At 56.7% G+C, this 18860-nt stretch carries 12 protein-coding genes and 3 rRNA genes; all 15 read left to right on the forward strand.

What is annotated here, in order from left to right:
* The first annotated feature begins 3 nt into the window (after positions 1–3).
* The 15 genes from argF (at position 4) to recN (ending at position 18858) form a co-directional block, all read left to right on the forward strand.
* Positions 4–936, forward strand: coding sequence for an ornithine carbamoyltransferase (gene argF, locus JDEN_RS05590; RefSeq protein WP_015771399.1), 933 nt, complete (start codon positions 4–6; stop codon positions 934–936).
* Positions 933–1502, forward strand: a complete 570-nt coding sequence (locus JDEN_RS05595; protein ID WP_105597356.1) for an arginine repressor — start codon at positions 933–935, stop codon at positions 1500–1502. The genes argF and JDEN_RS05595 overlap by 4 nt, the downstream gene beginning before the upstream one ends.
* The gene (locus JDEN_RS05600; RefSeq protein WP_015771401.1) at positions 1499–2740 is read left to right on the forward strand and encodes an argininosuccinate synthase; all 1242 of its coding nucleotides are present in this window, start codon (positions 1499–1501) and stop codon (positions 2738–2740) included. Before JDEN_RS05595 ends, JDEN_RS05600 begins: the two co-directional genes overlap by 4 nt.
* 8 nt (positions 2741–2748) lie before the next feature.
* Positions 2749–4173 carry an argininosuccinate lyase gene (argH, locus tag JDEN_RS05605; protein WP_015771402.1) on the forward strand — a complete coding sequence of 475 codons (1425 nt, stop codon included), beginning with the start codon at positions 2749–2751 and terminating at the stop codon, positions 4171–4173.
* Between the two features lie 25 nt (positions 4174–4198).
* On the forward strand, positions 4199–4771 hold the full coding sequence (locus JDEN_RS05610; RefSeq protein ID WP_015771403.1) for a uridine kinase family protein: 573 nt from the start codon (positions 4199–4201) through the stop codon (positions 4769–4771).
* 119 nt (positions 4772–4890) lie between these two features.
* Entirely contained in the window at positions 4891–6159 is a 1269-nt protein-coding gene (tyrS, locus tag JDEN_RS05615; protein ID WP_015771404.1) for a tyrosine--tRNA ligase, read from the forward strand.
* A 539-nt stretch (positions 6160–6698) separates the two neighbouring features.
* A 16S ribosomal RNA gene (locus JDEN_RS05625) occupies positions 6699–8242 on the forward strand.
* Positions 8243–8584: 342 nt separating this feature from the next.
* Positions 8585–11690, forward strand: a 23S ribosomal RNA gene (locus JDEN_RS05630).
* A gap of 94 nt (positions 11691–11784) precedes the next feature.
* Positions 11785–11901 (forward strand): 5S ribosomal RNA (rrf, locus tag JDEN_RS05635).
* The 16S, 23S and 5S rRNA genes sit together here, the layout of an rRNA operon.
* Before the next feature lie 252 nt (positions 11902–12153).
* Positions 12154–14010, forward strand: a complete 1857-nt coding sequence (locus tag JDEN_RS05640; RefSeq protein WP_015771405.1) for a hypothetical protein — start codon at positions 12154–12156, stop codon at positions 14008–14010.
* On the forward strand, positions 14007–15035 hold the full coding sequence (locus tag JDEN_RS05645; RefSeq protein WP_015771406.1) for an HAD-IIA family hydrolase: 1029 nt from the start codon (positions 14007–14009) through the stop codon (positions 15033–15035). The genes JDEN_RS05640 and JDEN_RS05645 overlap by 4 nt, the downstream gene beginning before the upstream one ends.
* 62 nt (positions 15036–15097) lie before the next feature.
* Positions 15098–15247 carry a hypothetical protein gene (locus tag JDEN_RS13805; protein WP_015771407.1) on the forward strand — a complete coding sequence of 50 codons (150 nt, stop codon included), beginning with the start codon at positions 15098–15100 and terminating at the stop codon, positions 15245–15247.
* Positions 15244–16176, forward strand: coding sequence for a TlyA family RNA methyltransferase (locus tag JDEN_RS05650; protein ID WP_015771408.1), 933 nt, complete (start codon positions 15244–15246; stop codon positions 16174–16176). Before JDEN_RS13805 ends, JDEN_RS05650 begins: the two co-directional genes overlap by 4 nt.
* Positions 16173–17132 (forward strand): NAD kinase, encoded by a 960-nt coding sequence (locus JDEN_RS05655; RefSeq protein ID WP_015771409.1) that lies wholly within the window; start codon positions 16173–16175, stop codon positions 17130–17132. Before JDEN_RS05650 ends, JDEN_RS05655 begins: the two co-directional genes overlap by 4 nt.
* The gene (recN, locus tag JDEN_RS05660; RefSeq protein ID WP_015771410.1) at positions 17125–18858 is read left to right on the forward strand and encodes a DNA repair protein RecN; all 1734 of its coding nucleotides are present in this window, start codon (positions 17125–17127) and stop codon (positions 18856–18858) included. Before JDEN_RS05655 ends, recN begins: the two co-directional genes overlap by 8 nt.
* Positions 18859–18860: the final 2 nt, after the last annotated feature.

The following is an 18860-nucleotide window of genomic DNA, read 5'->3' on the forward strand; positions in this document are numbered from 1 at the left end:
GCCATGACCCGACATTTCTTGGCCGACGCAGACCTCAATCCGCAAGAGCAAGCTGATGTACTCAACCTTGCCCTCAACTTCGCTACCAACCGACACCTGCATCAACCTTTTGCGGGGCCGCAAGGCGTGGCAATCATCTTTGACAAGCCCTCCACCCGGACCCGAGTATCCTTCTCGGTGGGAGTCGCGGAACTTGGCGGATACCCCCTCATCATTGACTCATCTGGATCACAGATGGGCCGCGGTGAGCCCATCAGCGACACCGCGCAAGTTCTCACCCGGCAAGTGTCAGCGATTGTGTGGCGTACGTTCTCCCAAGCAGGGCTCGAAGAGATGGCACACCACTCCCGTGTTCCGGTCATCAACGCGCTGACAGACGACTACCACCCGTGCCAAATCCTTGCTGACCTCATGACAGTTGCCCAACACCGTGGGGGAGTTGAAGCGTTGCCTGGTCAAACACTCACCTATCTGGGCGATGGCGCGAACAACATGGCACACTCCTACCTCCTTGGGGGCGCCACTGCGGGGATGCATGTGCGTATCGCTGCACCTGAAGAGTTTCATCCCCGCCCAAAAATTGTTGCTCAAGCTATTCACGTCGCGGCCCGCACCGGCGGATCAGTGACTATCACCACAGATGTTGCACAGGCAGCACAGGGGGCAGATGTGATCGCCACTGACACATGGGTGTCAATGGGCGACGAAGAATCAGCACATATCCGCTCCCGCCCCTTCCTGCCTTACCAAGTGAACGCGGAACTCATGGCGTTGGCCGCACCGGACGCCATCGTCCTTCATTGCTTGCCGGCCTACCGTGGCAAAGAAATTACCGCAGAGGTCATTGACGGCCCACAATCCGTGGTGTTCGATGAAGCTGAGAACCGTTTGCATGCTCAAAAGGCACTGTTGACGTGGTTGGTGAACAACTCATGAGCTCAACGCTTCCACCCACCAAGGCTGCCAGGCATGCCAGGATCGCCCACATCCTCACGCATCAAGCGATCCACTCGCAAGCCGAACTTGCGCGCGCCTTAGAAGTTGACGGATTGTATGTCACTCAAGCCACACTCAGCCGTGACCTCATTGAGTTACGTGCGGAAAAGATTCGCGATGCGCGTGGCGGCCTGATCTACCGGGTGACACCAGAAGGTGCCGAGCAAGTACGTTCCTCTCAGCGTGAATCGGAGACAGCAATCGCACGACTTGCCCGACTGTGCGCTGAACTGTTGATTTCTGCGCAGTCCTCGGGTCAGCTTGTGGTCTTGCGCACCCCACCTGGTGCAGCCCAATTCCTCGGCTCCGCGATTGACACCTCCGCTATGGATGGCGTCATGGGAACGATCGCCGGTGATGACACAGTCTTGGTGATCACCCGGGAAGACACCAATGGCACAGACATTGCTCAACGCTTCATGGTGCTTGCCGGCGACACCACATCAGACAAAAACGACGACCCCCAGCGCTCTTCAGCGCACGAAACAGGAAGTAGAACACCATGACTGAACGTATTGTCCTTGCATACTCCGGTGGTTTGGACACCTCGGTAGCAATCGGGTGGATCGCTGAAGCGACAGGTGCTGAGGTGATTGCTGTTGCTGTCGATGTAGGCCAAGGGGGAGAAGACCTCGAAGTAATCCGCCAGCGTGCCCTGGACTGTGGTGCGGTGGAAGCATACATTGCTGATGCGCGTGATGAGTTCGCAGGTGAATACTGCATGCCTGCTTTGCAGGCTAACGCCCTGTACCTTGACCGTTACCCGTTGGTGTCGGCACTGTCACGCCCAACTATTGTCAAACACTTGGTGCGGGCTGCTCGCCAGTTTGATGCGACAACCGTGGCTCACGGGTGCACAGGCAAGGGCAACGATCAGGTTCGTTTCGAGGTGGGTATTACTTCTCTTGCACCAGACTTGAAATGCCTCGCACCAGTGCGTGATCTTGCGCTGACAAGGGATAAAGCAATTGCTTACGCGGAGAAGAACTCGCTGCCCATCGCTACAACGAAGCACAACCCGTTCTCCATTGACCAGAACGTGTGGGGCCGCGCGGTGGAAACAGGATTCTTGGAAGACATTTGGAACGCCCCTACCAAAGACGTCTACAACTACACTGATGACCCGACCTTCCCGCCAGTAGCTGACGAAGTAGTCATCACCTTTGACCGGGGTGTTCCCGTGGCACTGGACGGTGTTGCTGTGACTCCACTGCAAGCCATCCAAGAAATGAACCGCCGAGCCGGTGCACAAGGTGTGGGACGAATCGACATTGTTGAAGACCGGCTCGTGGGAATTAAGTCTCGCGAAATCTATGAAGCACCCGGTGCAATGGCTCTCATCGCAGCACACCAAGAACTCGAGAATGTCACCCTTGAGCGGGAACAAGCACGGTTCAAGCGCACAGTGGAACAGCGGTGGACTGAATTGGTCTATGACGGCATGTGGTTCTCTCCCCTCAAGCGGTCCTTGGACACGTTCATCGCGGACACCCAACGGTACGTGTCAGGTGACATTCGCATGACACTGCACGGAGGTCGCGCCACCGTCACAGGCCGACGCTCAGACGCATCTCTGTATGATTTCAACCTTGCGACCTACGATGAAGGAGATGCGTTTGATCAGTCACAAGCACGTGGCTTCATCGAAATCTTTGGTCTCACCGCAAAACTTGCCGCTGCACGTGACGTGAAGTTCGGCAACGGTGTTGACTTATCCGGCCAGTCAGTTGCTACGCAGGAATAAGGAGCACCATGACGAACGAACACTCGACGGACCGTCTGGCCCTGTGGGGCGGACGGTTCGCCGGGGGGCCCTCACCGGCCCTCGCCGCACTGTCGAAGTCGACACACTTCGACTTCGAACTAGCACCGTATGACATCGCTGGTTCTCAAGCCCACGCCACAGCGTTACACGCTGCCGGGTTACTCACAGACGACGAACACGAGTCCATGCTCGAGGCACTCAACACACTGGCCGATGATGTTGCTTCAGGTCGTTTCGTTGCAGAAGACCACGACGAAGATGTCCACACAGCGCTTGAACGCGGGCTCATTGAACGCGCCGGAGCTGAACTCGGAGGCAAACTTCGAGCCGGACGTTCCCGCAACGACCAAATCGCAACCCTTGTGCGCCTGTACTTGCGCGACCACGCGAAAACGATCGCCGGGATGGTCCTTGACCTCGTCGATGCGCTCATTGGACAAGCACAACGCCACCCTCGTGCGCCCATGCCTGGGCGCACGCACCTCCAACACGCACAACCTGTGTTGTTGTCCCACCATCTCCTGGCTTATGCGTGGCCGTTGTTGCGTGATGTTGATCGGTTCATCGACTGGGATGTTCGTGCGTCACGGTCCCCTTATGGGTCTGGGGCGCTCGCTGGTTCTTCGCTTGGTTTGGACCCACAACTTGTTGCTCAGCATCTTGGTTTTGATGGTGTTGTCGAGAACTCCCTCGATGGGACAGCCTCACGTGACGTGGTCGCTGAGTTTGCCTTTATTTCCGCCATGATTGCCGTGAATCTCTCGCGGCTGTCCGAGGACATCGTTATCTGGAACACCAAAGAGTTCGGGTTTGTCACGTTGGACGACGGGTATTCCACGGGTTCTTCGATCATGCCGCAAAAAAAGAACCCTGACATCGCTGAACTTGCCCGCGGTAAGGCTGGGCGTGTGATTGGTGATCTCACTGGGCTGCTGACGACGCTCAAAGGGTTACCGTTGGCGTACAACCGGGACTTACAGGAAGACAAAGAACCAGTGTTTGATCAGGTGAACACGCTGGAAGTTGTCCTGCCTGCGTTTGCGGGAATGGTCGCCACGCTGACTTTTCACACTGATCGCATGGCAGCGCACGCGCCCCAGGGGTTCTCACTGGCTACTGACATCGCAGAATGGTTGGTCCGGCAGGAAGTGCCTTTCCGTGTCGCCCATGAAGTCGCCGGTGAATGCGTGCAAGTATGCGAAACTCGTGGCATCGAGCTGTGGGACTTGAGCGACGACGATCTCGCGCAGATTTCACCGCACTTAACCCCACAGGTGCGTGATGTGCTTACTGTGGACGGGTCGATTGCCTCGCGTTCTGGCGCGGGCGGAACCGCGCCGAGTAGGGTCGCTGAACAACTTGATCACGCCAGTGAGCGTGTCGCTGAGTTCCGTTTCTGGGCTAACGGGTAGCCCCAGGGGTCAAGGAGGGGAACTTATGACAGTGACGCAGGAGGTTCTTGACTTTCTCCTCATACGAATCAATGATCACCTAGATGGGCTTGGAGGGTGGACCCCCATTTGCATCGATGGGCCAGCTGGTTCGGGGAAAACCACACTGGCAGCGCAGTTGGCACCGCTTCTTCCCGCACAGGTCATCCACATGGATGACCTGTATAACGGGTGGGACGGGATTGAGGAAGGCATCACCATGTTGCACTCCCAGATCCTCGAACCGTTATCTCAGGGGCAGCCCGGGAAGTATTCGCGGTATGACTGGATGGCTGGCACCTACTTGGAACGCCACCGTGTCCCTCTCAGTGACTTTCTTGTCGTGGAAGGATGCGGTTCTGCGTGCAGGCAGGTGGATCAATGGAAACCGTTCATTATCTGGGTTGAAGCGGATGATGATGAACGGTTACGGCGTGGCCTGGAACGAGATGGGGCCGATGCGGAACCTCAGTGGCGTGCTTTCATGGAGACAGAGAGACGCCTGTACCAGCAACATGACACAGTGCATCGTGCTCACATACGCTTGGATGGCGTTGGGAGGATCATGGCGGACCGGTGATGAAACACCGGATGCCAGGTGAGTGTCAGTGCGCACCTTACGATGCGCTGAAAAGGTAGCAGCGCATCGACAATTTCGCCGTACCAGAAGGTGCGGCACAGAAGTGACCAGGAGATACGGTGACAAACGTTCTTGATGAACTGCAGTGGCGTGGTTTGGTATCGCAAACCACCGACATTGATGCGCTGAGAGCAGCGTTCGAGAACGGGCCAGTTACCTACTATTGCGGGTTTGACCCCACTGCGCCCTCGCTGCACCACGGTCACCTGGTGCAATTGGTGGTGTTGAAGCATTTGCAGCGTGCAGGTCACCGACCGATCGCGCTGGTTGGAGGGGCTACCGGGCTCATTGGTGACCCGCGCATGTCTGGTGAGCGTGTTTTGAACTCAAAAGAGGTGGTGGCTGGATGGGTGGAACGTTTACGTTCCCAAATTGAGCGCTTCCTCGATTTCGAGGGGGAGAACGCCGCGATGATGGTCAATAACCTCGATTGGCACGGGCAACTCTCAGCGTTGGACTTTCTGCGAGATGTAGGAAAGCACTACCGGCTCGGCACAATGTTGGCGAAGGACACGGTGGCGCGACGGTTGGCTTCCGATGAAGGTATTTCTTTCACTGAGTTCAGCTACCAGATTTTGCAGGGGATGGATTTCTTGGAGCTCAACCGCCGATACGGATGTACGTTGCAAACAGGTGGCAACGATCAGTGGGGGAACCTCCTATCTGGGGTGGAACTTATCCGTAAGTCGGACCGGGTAGCGGTCCATGCGTTGACAACACCGCTGATCACCAAGGCGGACGGAACGAAGTTTGGGAAGTCGGAAGGGGGAGCCGTGTGGCTTGACCCGGCGATGATGTCCCCGTACGCCTTCTACCAGTTTTGGGTGAACTCTGATGACCGGGACGTGATTGGGTGGTTGAAAACCTTTACTTTCCGTAGTCGTCAGGACATTGAGGCACTTGAGCAGTCGTTGGAGGAGCGTCCTCAGGCTCGTGAAGCGCAGAAAGCGTTGGCTTTTGATGTGACTGCAATGGTTCATGGTGAGCGGGCTGCGCAGCAAGCGATCGCGGCCTCTGCCGCGCTGTTTGGTCGGGGAGCTTTTGAGGATCTGGCTGAGTCGACGCTTGTGGCTGTGACAGCTGAGCTTGATATTGCCACCATTTCTGTTGGATCACCTGTTGTTGATGCTCTGGTTGAGGCTGGGTTAGTGCAGTCTAAGGCGGCTGCTCGTCGGGCTATCACAGAGGGCGGTGCGTCTATTAACAACGTCCGGGTGTCCGATGTTGAGGCTGTCTTCACCGAAGACCAGTTGCTTCATGGCGCGTGGGTGATCCTCCGTCGGGGTAAGAAAGCCGTTGCCGCGGGACGAGTTGCAACCCAGGAGTAACACAACGTTGCTGTTGCTTGGTGCACATCAGTGAGGCCGGGGCTAAGACGTGAATTCTTAGCCCCGGCCTCAGTTGTGTGGTGCTGGCAAGTGGCGGGGAGGTAGTGCCTCAGAAATGGTGAACATATGAGGTCCGGGTGACATCATAAAAATTGCTTTCCACGAGGCAAAACGTCAATGTGGTTGGCGTCACGTGGTGTGGGTTTGATTTTGGTGGTGGGGGGTGGGTAATGTTTTCTTTTGTCAGCGCGACGGGGTCGCTGCCGGAGGGTTTGTTCTTCTGGTGGGTGGCCGGTGCTGGTTTCCCTGATGATTGTCCTGCTGTTGTGGTGGGGTGGTTGTTGTGGGTTTGTGGTTTGTTATCTCAATAGTGTGTTTTGTAGTTGTTTTGTTTGTTGTCTGGCTGCTTTTTTTGGTGGTTGGATTTTTTTAGTCAATTTTGCGATGGCTGCCTGTTTGGGTGGTTGTTGTGGGGTTGGGATTTTCTTTGTATGGATGAGGGCTGGCTGCCTTGTTTGGTGGTTGGTTTTTGTTTGGTTTTTATGGAGAGTTTGATCCTGGCTCAGGACGAACGCTGGCGGCGTGCTTAACACATGCAAGTCGAACGATGATGACCGGAGCTTGCTTTGGTTGGATTAGTGGCGAACGGGTGAGTAACACGTGAGTAACCTGCCCCCTTCTTCGGGATAACCATTGGAAACGGTGGCTAATACCGGGTATGACATCAGATCGCATGGTTTGGTGTGGAAAGGTTTTTTCTGGTGGGGGATGGGCTCGCGGCCTATCAGCTTGTTGGTGGGGTGATGGCCTACCAAGGCTTTGACGGGTAGCCGGCCTGAGAGGGCGACCGGCCACACTGGGACTGAGACACGGCCCAGACTCCTACGGGAGGCAGCAGTGGGGAATATTGCACAATGGGGGAAACCCTGATGCAGCGACGCCGCGTGGGGGATGAAGGCCTTCGGGTTGTAAACCCCTTTCAGTAAGGAACAAGGCCATGATTGTTGTTGTGGTTGAGGGTACTTGCAGAAGAAGCGCCGGCTAACTACGTGCCAGCAGCCGCGGTAATACGTAGGGCGCAAGCGTTGTCCGGAATTATTGGGCGTAAAGAGCTCGTAGGCGGTTTGTCGCGTCTGTCGTGAAATCCCGATGCTTAACGTCGGGCTTGCGGTGGGTACGGGCAGGCTGGAGTGCGGTAGGGGTGACTGGAATTCCTGGTGTAGCGGTGGAATGCGCAGATATCAGGAGGAACACCGATGGCGAAGGCAGGTCACTGGGCCGTTACTGACGCTGAGGAGCGAAAGCATGGGGAGCGAACAGGATTAGATACCCTGGTAGTCCATGCCGTAAACGTTGGGCACTAGGTGTGGGGATTGTTCCACGATTCCTGTACCGTAGCTAACGCATTAAGTGCCCCGCCTGGGGAGTACGGCCGCAAGGCTAAAACTCAAAGGAATTGACGGGGGCCCGCACAAGCGGCGGAGCATGCGGATTAATTCGATGCAACGCGAAGAACCTTACCAAGGCTTGACATACGCTAGATCGCTCCAGAGATGGGGTTTTCCTTTGGACTGGTGTACAGGTGGTGCATGGTTGTCGTCAGCTCGTGTCGTGAGATGTTGGGTTAAGTCCCGCAACGAGCGCAACCCTTGTTCTATGTTGCCAGCACGTAATGGTGGGGACTCATGGGAGACTGCCGGGGTCAACTCGGAGGAAGGTGGGGACGACGTCAAATCATCATGCCCCTTATGTCTTGGGCTTCACGCATGCTACAATGGCCGGTACAATGGGTTGCGATACTGTGAGGTGGAGCGAATCCCTAAAAGCCGGTCTCAGTTCGGATTGGGGTCTGCAACTCGACCCCATGAAGTCGGAGTCGCTAGTAATCGCAGATCAGCAACGCTGCGGTGAATACGTTCCCGGGCCTTGTACACACCGCCCGTCAAGTCACGAAAGTTGGTAACACCCGAAGCCGGCGGCCTAACCCCTTTTGGGGAGGGAGTTGTCGAAGGTGGGACTGGCGATTGGGACTAAGTCGTAACAAGGTAGCCGTACCGGAAGGTGCGGCTGGATCACCTCCTTTCTAAGGAGTAACACGTTCCCCTTTTTTTGTGTGATGGGTTCCCTTTGTTGTGAAGGGGGCTGGGCACGGGGGTTTGTGGTTGTGGAAAGCAAACATTTTTGTGATGGCTATGAGACACACTGTTGGGTTATCGGGTCGCAAACCTGGTTGTTCCCTGCTTTGCCTGGCTTCATGTCATGTTGTTTGATGTGATTGTGGTGAGGTGGGGGTTGGTTTGTGGTTGGTTGTCTGCCTTGTGTGGTTGCGCTTTGTGGTGTGGCTGTGTGGGGTGGGTTTGTTGGTTGTGAACTGGATAGTGGACGTGATGATGCATCTTTGTGTGTCTGTAATGTTTTTTTGTTGTTGTTAGTGTTTTAGAGCACATGGTGGATGCCTTGGCATCAGGAGCCGATGAAGGACGTGGTAGCCTGCGTTAAGCCTCGGGGAGTTGGCAAACAAGCTGTGATCCGAGGGTGTCCGAATGGGGAAACCTACCTGGAGTTATGTTCAGGTGCCGTCGTTTGAATGTATAGGACGATGGGTGGGAACGTCGGGAAGTGAAACATCTTAGTACCGACAGGAAGAGATATTCCGTGAGTATTGGCGAGAGAAAGCGGATGAGGCTAAACCGTGCGTGTGTGATACCCGGCAGGGGTTGCGCGTATCGGGGTTGTGGGACCTTTCGTTTCTAGTCTGCCGGCTAGTTGCAAAGTGAGAAAGTCATTGTGTAGGTGAAGCTGGTGGGAAACAGCGGCGTAGAGGGTGAGACCCCCGTAACTGAAACATGGTGGCCTTTGTGTGAAGTGTTCCCAAGTAGCACGGGGCTCGAGGAATCTCGTGTGAATCTGGCAAGACCACTTGCTAAGCCTAAATACTCCCTGATGACCGATAGCGGATAGTACCGTGAGGGAATGGTGAAAAGTAGCCCGGGAGGGCAGTGAAATAGTACCTGAAACCATGTGCTTACAATCCGTCGGAGCCTCCTTGGTTGGGGTGACGGCGTGCCTTTTGAAGAATGAGCCTGCGAGTTAGTGCTCAGTGGCGAGGTTAACCTGTTGGAGGGTAGCCGTAGCGAAAGCGAGTCTGAATAGGGCGTTTTTAGTCGCTGGGTCTAGACCCGAAGCGAAGTGATCTACCCATGGGCAGGTTGAAGCGCGGGTAAGACCGTGTGGAGGACCGAACCCACCTAGGTTGAAAACTGGGGGGATGACCTGTGGGTAGGGGTGAAAGGCCAATCAAACTTCGTGATAGCTGGTTCTCCCCGAAATGCATTTAGGTGCAGCCTTACGTGTTGCTTGCCGGAGGTAGAGCTACTGGATAGCCGATGGGCCCCACCGGGTTACTGACGTTAGCCAAACTCCGAATGCCGGTAAGTGTAAGCGTAGGAGTGAGACTGCGGGGGATAAGCTTCGTAGTCGAGAGGGAAACAGCCCAGACCACCAGCTAAGGCCCCTAAGCGTGTGCTAAGTGGGAAAGGATGTGTGATTGCCCAGACAACCAGGAGGTTGGCTTAGAAGCAGCCACCCTTGAAAGAGTGCGTAATAGCTCACTGGTCAAGTGATCGCGCGCCGACAATGTAGCGGGGCTCAAGTACACCGCCGAAGCTGTGGCATGACATCCCTTTGTGGGTGTTGTGGGTAGGGGAGCGTCGTGTAGATGGTGAAGCTGCCGGGTGACCGAGTGGTGGAGACTACACGAGTGAGAATGCAGGCATGAGTAGCGAAAGGCGGGTGAGAAACCCGTCCGCCGAATGATCAAGGGTTCCAGGGTCAAGCTTATCTGCCCTGGGTTAGTCGGGACCTAAGGCGAGGCCGACAGGCGTAGTCGATGGATAACGGGTTGATATTCCCGTACCGGCGAAGCACCGCCCAACACAAAACCATAATGATCGTTGCACCACGGGCATTGATGCTGTGGGATTCCCCTTGTGGGGGTTCTATGGTGTTGGTGTGTTGTGCTGGGACGTGAGTGTGGTGGCGTGAGCGTATTAACAGGGGTGACGCAGGAAGGTAGCCAAACCGTCGCGATGGTTGACGACGGCCAAGACTGTAGCACGGGTATTAGGTAAATCCGGTACCCATGAAGGTGTGAGAGTTGATGGGGTTAAGTTGGTGATCCTCTGCTGCCTAGAAAAACCTCGACGCGAGGTGTTAGCCGCCCGTACCCGAAACCGACACAGGTGATCAGGTAGAGAATACTAAGGCGACGAGAGAATCATGGTTAAGGAACTCGGCAAAATGCCCCCGTAACTTCGGGAGAAGGGGGGCCTGCCCCGTTGCCAGCCCGTGCGGTTGGTGTAAGCGGGTGTAGGCCGCAGAGACCAGAGAGAAGCGACTGTTTACTAAAAACACAGGTCCGTGCGAAGACGTAAGTCGATGTATACGGACTGACGCCTGCCCGGTGCTGGAAGGTTAAGAGGATCGGTTAACCACCTTTGGTGGTGACGCTGAGAATTTAAGCCCCAGTAAACGGCGGTGGTAACTATAACCATCCTAAGGTAGCGAAATTCCTTGTCGGGTAAGTTCCGACCTGCACGAATGGCGTAACGACTTCTCTGCTGTCTCAACCATGAACTCGGCGAAATTGCATTACGAGTAAAGATGCTCGTTACGCGCAGCAGGACGGAAAGACCCCGGGACCTTTACTATAGCTTGGTATTGGTGTTCGCTTCAGTTTGTGTAGGATAGGTGGGAGACTAGGAAACCCGCGCGCCAGCGTGGGTGGAGTCAACGTTGAAATACCACTCTGATTGAATCGGATACCTTAACCTCGGACCCTGATCGGGTCCAGGGACAGTGCCTGGTGGGTAGTTTAACTGGGGCGGTTGCCTCCTAAAGAGTAACGGAGGCGCTCAAAGGTTCCCTCAACCTGGTTGGCAATCAGGTGGCGAGTGTAAGTGCACAAGGGAGCTTGACTGCGAGACTGACAGGTCAAGCAGGGACGAAAGTCGGAACTAGTGATCCGGCCATGGCTTGTGGAAGCGTGGTCGCTCAACGGATAAAAGGTACCCCGGGGATAACAGGCTGATCTTGCCCAAGAGTCCATATCGACGGCATGGTTTGGCACCTCGATGTCGGCTCGTCGCATCCTGGGGCTGGAGTAGGTCCCAAGGGTTGGGCTGTTCGCCCATTAAAGCGGTACGCGAGCTGGGTTTAGAACGTCGTGAGACAGTTCGGTCCCTATCCGCTGCGCGCGCAGGAAACGTGAGAAGACCTGTCCCTAGTACGAGAGGACCGGGACGGACGAACCTCTGGTGTGCCAGTTGTACCGCCAGGTGCACGGCTGGTTAGCTACGTTCGGAAGGGATAACCGCTGAAAGCATCTAAGCGGGAAGCCTGCTTCAAGATAACGTTTCCAACAACCACTTGGTTGTGAAGGCACCCACCAGACCAGTGGGTTGATAGGCCGGACGTGGACACGCAGTAATGCGCGGAGCTGACCGGTACTAATACGCCAACCACTAACACACCACACAAACACACCTGCACACCACGTCCACTACCCGGTTCACCACCCACAAACCACCAACCACCACACCACACGGTTCAGTGGCCCACACAACTCGCGGTCGTCATAGCGGCAGGGAAACGCCCGGTCCCATCCCGAACCCGGAAGCTAAGCCTACCAGCGCCGATGGTACTGCACCCGACAGGGTGTGGGAGAGTAGGACACGACCGCAACACCACTAGAAGCCCTGACCACCACCCGGTCAGGGCTTCACCCATACCCCCACACAAACACTGCGATACCACTACCAGCACAGAGAAACAACAAACTCCGGTTACCTACGTGGACGTCAGCACGTATGACAAAGATCGTGTTCAGGTCGATGTAACCGAACCAACAGGCGTATAGCCCTCTCGTGGCACCATTTGTGGCGAACATCTGAGAAAATGAAAGTTCAGCCAGATCTATCTAGGGAGCCCACACACGTGAGCAACGACGACTCATCAAAGTCCTACGGTCGGGACTTCCGCGACCGCGATTCGCGAGACAACAAACGCAACAATAGCCAGAGCCAACAGGGTCAGGGGCGTCGGTGGGAGAACCGCGATGACCGTGGTCCGCGTCGTGATGATCGTGGGTTTGGTGACCGTGGTGCCCGTCGTGATGGTGATGGTCAGGGGCGTCGGTGGGAGAACCGCGATGACCGTGGTCCGCGTCGTGATGGTGATGGTCAGGGGCGTCGGTGGGAGAACCGGGACGACCGTGGTCCGCGTCGTGATGGTGATGGTCAGGGGCGTCGGTGGGAGAACCGGGACGACCGTGGTCCGCGTCGTGATGGTGATGGTCAGGGGCGTCGGTGGGAGAACCGCGATGACCGTGGTCCGCGTCGTGATGGTGATGGTCAGGGGCGTCGGTGGGAGAACCGCGATGACCGTGGTCCGCGTCGTGATGATCGTGGGTTTGGTGACCGTGGTGCCCGTCGTGATGGTGATGGCCAGGGGCGTCGGTGGGAGAACCGGGACGACCGTGGTCCGCGTCGTGATGATCGTGGGTTTGGTGACCGTGGTGCCCGTCGTGATGGTGATGGCCAGGGGCGTCGGTGGGAGAACCGCGATGACCGTGGTCCGCGTCGTGATGATCGTGGGTTTGGTGACCGTGGTGCCCGTCGTGATGGTGATGGCCAGGGGCGTCGGTGGGAGAACCGGGACGACCGTGGTCCGCGTCGTGATGATCGTGGGTTTGGTGACCGTGGTGCCCGTCGTGATGGTGATGGCCAGGGGCGTCGGTGGGAGAACCGCGATGACCGTGGTCCGCGTCGTGATGATCGTGGGTTTGGTGACCGTGGTGCCCGTCGTGATGGTGATGGCCAGGGGCGTCGGTGGGAGAACCGCGATGACCGTGGTCCGCGTCGTGATGATCGTGGGTTTGGTGACCGTGGTGCCCGTCGTGATGGTGATGGTCAGGGGCGTCGGTGGGAGAACCGGGACGACCGTGGTCCGCGTCGTGACAACCGTGAGGCCCCTCCAGTCGCATCGCTTCCTATCCCAGAAGGACTGGAGTTTTCCATGCTCGACCGCGACGCGCGGGCTCGACTTCGTGGGCTCTCCAAAGAAAATGCTGAGTTTGTGGGCTTGCACCTTATCGCCGCAGGACAACTTGTTGACACCGACCCAGAACTTGCCTACAAACACGCACAAGAAGCACTCAAACGTGGTGGTCGAGTCGACATCGTTCGCGAAGCTGCCGGGCTGACCGCATACTACACAGAACGCTATGCGGAGGCTCTCCGTGAGTTCCGTACCGTCCGCCGTCTTAGCGGCTCAAACCAGCACCTCGCTCTCATGGCAGACTGTGAACGCGGTATGGGGCGCCCAGAACGCGCAATCGCGTTAGCCCAAGAAGAAGACATGACTAAAGTGCCCGTGGACACACAAGTCGAACTGGCGATCGTTGTTGCTGGTGCACGGGTGGATCTGGGCGACAACGAAGCCGCACTTGCGCATCTGGAAACACTCACGATCCCCACCGCCCGACGCGACCTCAACGTCCGTATGGTCGGGGCGAAAGTTGCGATCCTCGAACTGCTTGGCCGACACGACGACGCCGAGGAACTCCTTTCTCACCTTAGCCCAGCAGAAATCGAATCAATCGAAGAGCCCTACGAGGACATCGATGATGACATCGTCGTCTTTGACCTTGACGACGAAGAAACCTCCGATACTTCACACACACCCTCTGAGGAAGAAGACACGGAGGGAATCGACGCTGACGTCGAGGAGACCACAGAGAACAACGCATCAGCAGAAACAGATGAAGAAGACGACAAGGACACCAACGCGTGACTGAACAGTACCTTCAGCACAGTGAGGTACCGCTCTCGCAGCGGTACCCACTGGCACTTGTTGACCTCGACGGAGTAGCCTACAAAGGGCACGAACCCATTAACCATGCGTCAGATGGGCTGAACGCCGCTCGACAACACGGTATGCGCCTCGTGTTTGTCACAAACAACGCATCACGAGAACCGCAAGACGTCGCGCAACAATTGACTAGCCTCGACATCCCAGCTCACAGCGACGACGTCATGACTGCAGCACAAGCATGTGCCCGCCTCCTCACACAACACGTTGAACCAGGCGCAAAAGTGCTCGTCATCGGTGGCGCTGGTCTGCGCACGGCAGTACACGAAGCGGGATACACCATCGTAGAGTCAGCTGACGACAACCCCATCGCAGTTGCCCAGGGGTTCGCGCCCACTCTAGGGTGGAAAGACCTCGCTGAAGCAGCATACGCAGTAACAGCAGGTGCTCTCCATGTTGCATCCAACCTCGATCTCTCCCTGCCCACAGCGAGGGGATTCGCTCCAGGAAATGGATCGCTCGTTGGAGCGGTAAAAGCAGCTACAGGGGTCGAGCCACTCAGTGCCGGAAAACCATCGCCAGCCATGTACCACATGGCCATCGAACGAGCAGGGGCATCAACCGCACTAGTGATCGGCGACCGCCTTGACACCGACCTAGCCGGAGCACGAGCGGGCGGACTCCACGGTTTGCACGTACTCACAGGTGTGTCAACAATCCGAGACGCCATCAACGCTTCACCTATAGAGCGTCCCCACTACCTCGCCTGTGACCTTCGCGCCCTCACAACAACCCACCCCGCTGTGACGCAACGAAATGGCTGGTGGGTATGTGGAGCATCTGCTGTCAGAGTGGTGGACAGTGCGCTTGAAGTATGGGAATCAGACGACAGCGAAGGAAGCCCTGACGGACTTGATCCAGCACGGGCTGCGTGCGTTGCAGCCTGGAACTACGCCGACACCCATCCCACCACCACTCAATTCGACTTACCAGAAGCGCTCGTATAGGTCACAGCGCGAAAGCAACACACCACAGAAACGGACCGACCGACAACGTGAGAAAGTGAGCGATGGAAGAAACCGACACACCGGATATTACGCACCATGGTCTTGATGAACTCACCGGCGTCCTCGAATCGCACCCAGTCGAGGAGCATCCCCGGTTGTTCGCGCCCCTCATCGACGCGCTTGAGGCGCAGTTGGCGCAGAACCAACTGTGACGTCCGAGCAAAAATCACGACGTCTCGACGTCACTGTAGTGATGCGAGGGCTCGCACCCTCACGCAACCGTGCAGCCCGTATCATTTCTGACGGCGCCGTCTTCGTTAATGGGCGATCCATCACGAAACCGGCATGGCCGGTGCACAACGCAGACACCATCACGCTCAAAGGCGGGCTCACAACCTATGTGTCACGCGCCGCAATGAAACTTGCGCGTACTCTCGACGCCTTGACAGGTTCCCTGGATGTATCAGGTCGACACGCTCTCGACATTGGAGCCTCCACCGGCGGGTTCACTCAAGTTCTCCTCGAACGTGGAGCACCGACAGTGATCGCACTTGACGTAGGACACGACCAACTCGTTCCCGCACTGCGCGAGGATGAGCGGGTCCACGTGATGGAAAAAGTCAACGCAAGAACCCTCACCACAAATCAGCTTCCGTGGACACCTACAGTGACCGTGGCAGACGTATCATTCATTTCGTTAACGAAGATTATCCCCGCGGTGGCACACATATCCCCGCCAGGTGCCGATTTGCTCCTCATGGTGAAGCCCCAATTTGAAGTTGGTCGATCTGATGTCAAAGCGGGTGTCGTCACGGACCCACACGCACACCAACGAGCAATCCACCAAGTTCTCCAGGAAGCAGAACAGGCGGGCCTCTCAGCCAAGTGCATCATCCCCAGCGCGTTGCCAGGACCGCAAGGTAACCGTGAGTATTTCGTGTGGTTCACTGTGGACAACGCCGAAGAAACACCGACATGGCGTACCGTGGGGGTAGAGGTGAACCGCCAAGCGCATATCGCACAAGCCGTTTCTGCAGCTGTGGGGTTCGCGCTGAACCTCGATGTGCAAGGGCGCAGTGTGCCGCAGGATGACGGAGTACCGGCAACGCAGTGCTACTGGTTGACAGGGAGTGACGCATGACTCGAAACGTTCTCGTGGTAACCCACCCTGGTCGATCCGAGGCCGTCACCGCATTGCGTGAAACGGTCCCTGCACTGACACGACACGGTTTTACAATCTACGCAACCGACCTCTCCACAGAACTTTCTACAGAGTTGGGGATTCACAACTTCACTCCATACCAACCAGCCTCCCACATGTCGATCAACGATGTGGAAGCAGTCATGGTCCTTGGCGGCGACGGAACAATCTTGCGTGCAGCAGAACTCGTCTTCGGGTCCTCAGTGCCAGTACTAGGCATCAACCTTGGCCACGTTGGGTTCCTCGCCGAAAGTGAAAAGGAAGATCTTGACCTGGCTGTCGCACGCCTGGCAGCACGCGACTATGTGACTGAAGAACGTCGTGTTCTTCAGGTCACCGTCCATCGCCCTGGTTTTGCGCAACCTGTCATCGATTGGGCGTTGAATGAAGCCACAGTCGAAAAGGCTGAACCAGCACGGATGTTGGAAGTTGCGTTGTCTGTGGACGAACGCCCACTGTCTGCGTTTGGGTGCGACGCAGTGATCATCGCTACCGCAACAGGGTCTACCGCTCACGCGTTTTCTGCCGGTGGTCCCATCGTGTGGCCAGACGTCGCGGCAAAAGTTGTTGTCCCCGTTGCTGCTCATGCCTTGTTTGCAACCCCACTGGTGTTAGGGCCGTCAGCAGATTGCACTGTTGATGTTCTCCCAGAATCAGGAGTCGGGGGTGTGCTGGTCACTGATGGGCGCCGTCAAACAGATATTCCCCAAGGGTCGCGGGTCACTGTCCGCACAAGTGACACCCCAATTGTCTTTGCACGCCTTGCAGAAGCCCCTTTTGCTGACCGGCTTGTTTCGAAATTTCGGCTACCGGTCGATGGTTGGCGCAATGGACACACGATCAGCAGGCGACGTTCCGGTAGTGGACCCAACGAAGGAGGGAGTATCGATGCTTGATGAAATGACTATTGACAGCCTTGGTGTCATCCATCGCACTCGTATGGACTTTTCTCCTGGGCTTACTGCAATCACCGGAGAGACCGGTGCGGGCAAAACAATGGTGTTAACTGGTATGTCATTGTTACTGGGCGCGAAAGCTGATCCAGCCACAGTCCGTGTGGGCGCGCAACGCGCCGTTGTTGAAGGACGCGTGACGGCCGTGTCAGATGAGGTTGTGCGTACCGTTGAAGAGGTAGGAGGATACCTCGATGATGATGGTGCGCTCATTATTTCGCGCACTGTTGCGGCTGCTGGGCGTTCACGTACTCATTTGGCGGGACGGTCTGTTCCGCAACAAACACTTGCCGACGTCGCCCAGGAATTAGTCACGATTCATGGACAGTCTGACCAAATTCGGCTGAAATCTCCTGCCCGCCAGCGGGCTGCACTGGATGAGTTTGCTGGTGAGGAATTTGCGCGTGTGCTGAAAGAGTACCGCACTGCGTGGTTTCGTCGGGCAGAACTCGTGGCCCAGTTGGATGGTCTGGTCACTCAGCGTGACGAACGTGCACGAGAAGCTGAATTGCTACGGATGGGTTTAGCTGAGGTGGAACGTGTTGAACCTGTCAGTGGTGAAGATGTGGCTCTCGCTGCTGAGGCGGCCCGGTTGAGCAACGTGCAATTGTTGCGCGACGCGGCCCATGCCGCGCACATGTGTGTAGCTGGCGGTGACATTGCTGATGGTGGTGTTGATGAGTTGACGCCTGTGACCGAATTGCTTGATCGTGCTGCGCGGGTTCTTCACGGTGTTGAGGAGCATGACGCCGAGTTGGGGCGACTTGCGGGACGCGTGGATGAGATACGTTTTGCTGTTGATGATGTTGTTGCCGAGTTGTCAGCACACACCTCAACGTTGGAGGCCGACCCGGCACGGCTGGAGTGGGTGGAGCAGCGTCGCAGTGAGTTGCATGGGTTGACACGTGCCTATGGTGAGTCTGTCGATGCGGTGCTGGCGTGGGCGGCTGATGCTGGGCTGCGTTTAATGGAGCTTGAAGATGACGGTGAGCGTATTGAGTCGTTGCGTGTCGAGGTAGAGCAGGTTACCGAGTTACTTGGTGAGCTCGCGAACGACATGACGACGCGTCGAAGGGGCGCTGCCCGTGATCTTGCGGATGCTGTGACCTCTGAATTGGCTGGTCTTGCGATGGGTGGTGCCCGCTTTGATGTTGATGTGTCGACGAATGAGGAACTCGGTGCGTACGGACGTGACGATGTGGTGATGTTACTCACTCCGCATCAGGGTGCTCCGGCTCGCCCTCTGGGGCGTGGAGCATCGGGTGGTGAATTATCGCGCGTGATGTTGGCTCTAGAAGTCGCATTGGCAACCGCATCCACGTCTGGTGCGCGCGGCGTGCCGACGATGATTTTTGATGAGGTAGATGCAGGGGTTGGTGGGAAAGCTGCGATCGAGGTGGGGCGGCGGTTGGCTCGATTAGCGCAGACTTTCCAGGTCATTGTGGTGACTCACTTGCCACAGGTTGCAGCGTTCGCTGATCACCATGTTGTGGTGACAAAAAGTTCCGGGCAGGATGTCTCGCAGGGCTTCACGCAGTCGGACGTTCGTGAGGTTGTGGGAGATGAACGAGTTGTGGAGTTAGCGCGGATGTTGTCTGGTCAAGATGAGTCAGATGCAGCGTTGGAACACGCGAAAGAACTGCTTGACATAGCGACTGTGAGATTATGAAG

The sequence above is a fragment of the Jonesia denitrificans DSM 20603 genome (genome assembly GCF_000024065.1).
Taxonomy (GTDB): domain Bacteria; phylum Actinomycetota; class Actinomycetes; order Actinomycetales; family Cellulomonadaceae; genus Jonesia; species Jonesia denitrificans.

Bases quoted from the DNA above. Each gene is read 5' to 3' on its own strand.
- argF (WP_015771399.1), top strand. From the start codon at position 4: ATGACCCGACATTTCTTGGCCGACGCAGACCTCAATCCGCAAGAGCAA.
- JDEN_RS05595 (WP_105597356.1), top strand. From the start codon at position 933: ATGAGCTCAACGCTTCCACCCACCAAGGCTGCCAGGCATGCCAGGATC.
- JDEN_RS05600 (WP_015771401.1), top strand. From the start codon at position 1,499: ATGACTGAACGTATTGTCCTTGCATACTCCGGTGGTTTGGACACCTCG.
- argH (WP_015771402.1), top strand. From the start codon at position 2,749: ATGACGAACGAACACTCGACGGACCGTCTGGCCCTGTGGGGCGGACGG.
- JDEN_RS05610 (WP_015771403.1), top strand. From the start codon at position 4,199: ATGACAGTGACGCAGGAGGTTCTTGACTTTCTCCTCATACGAATCAAT.
- JDEN_RS13805 (WP_015771407.1), top strand. From the start codon at position 15,098: ATGGAAGAAACCGACACACCGGATATTACGCACCATGGTCTTGATGAA.
- JDEN_RS05655 (WP_015771409.1), top strand. From the start codon at position 16,173: ATGACTCGAAACGTTCTCGTGGTAACCCACCCTGGTCGATCCGAGGCC.
- recN (WP_015771410.1), top strand. From the start codon at position 17,125: ATGCTTGATGAAATGACTATTGACAGCCTTGGTGTCATCCATCGCACT.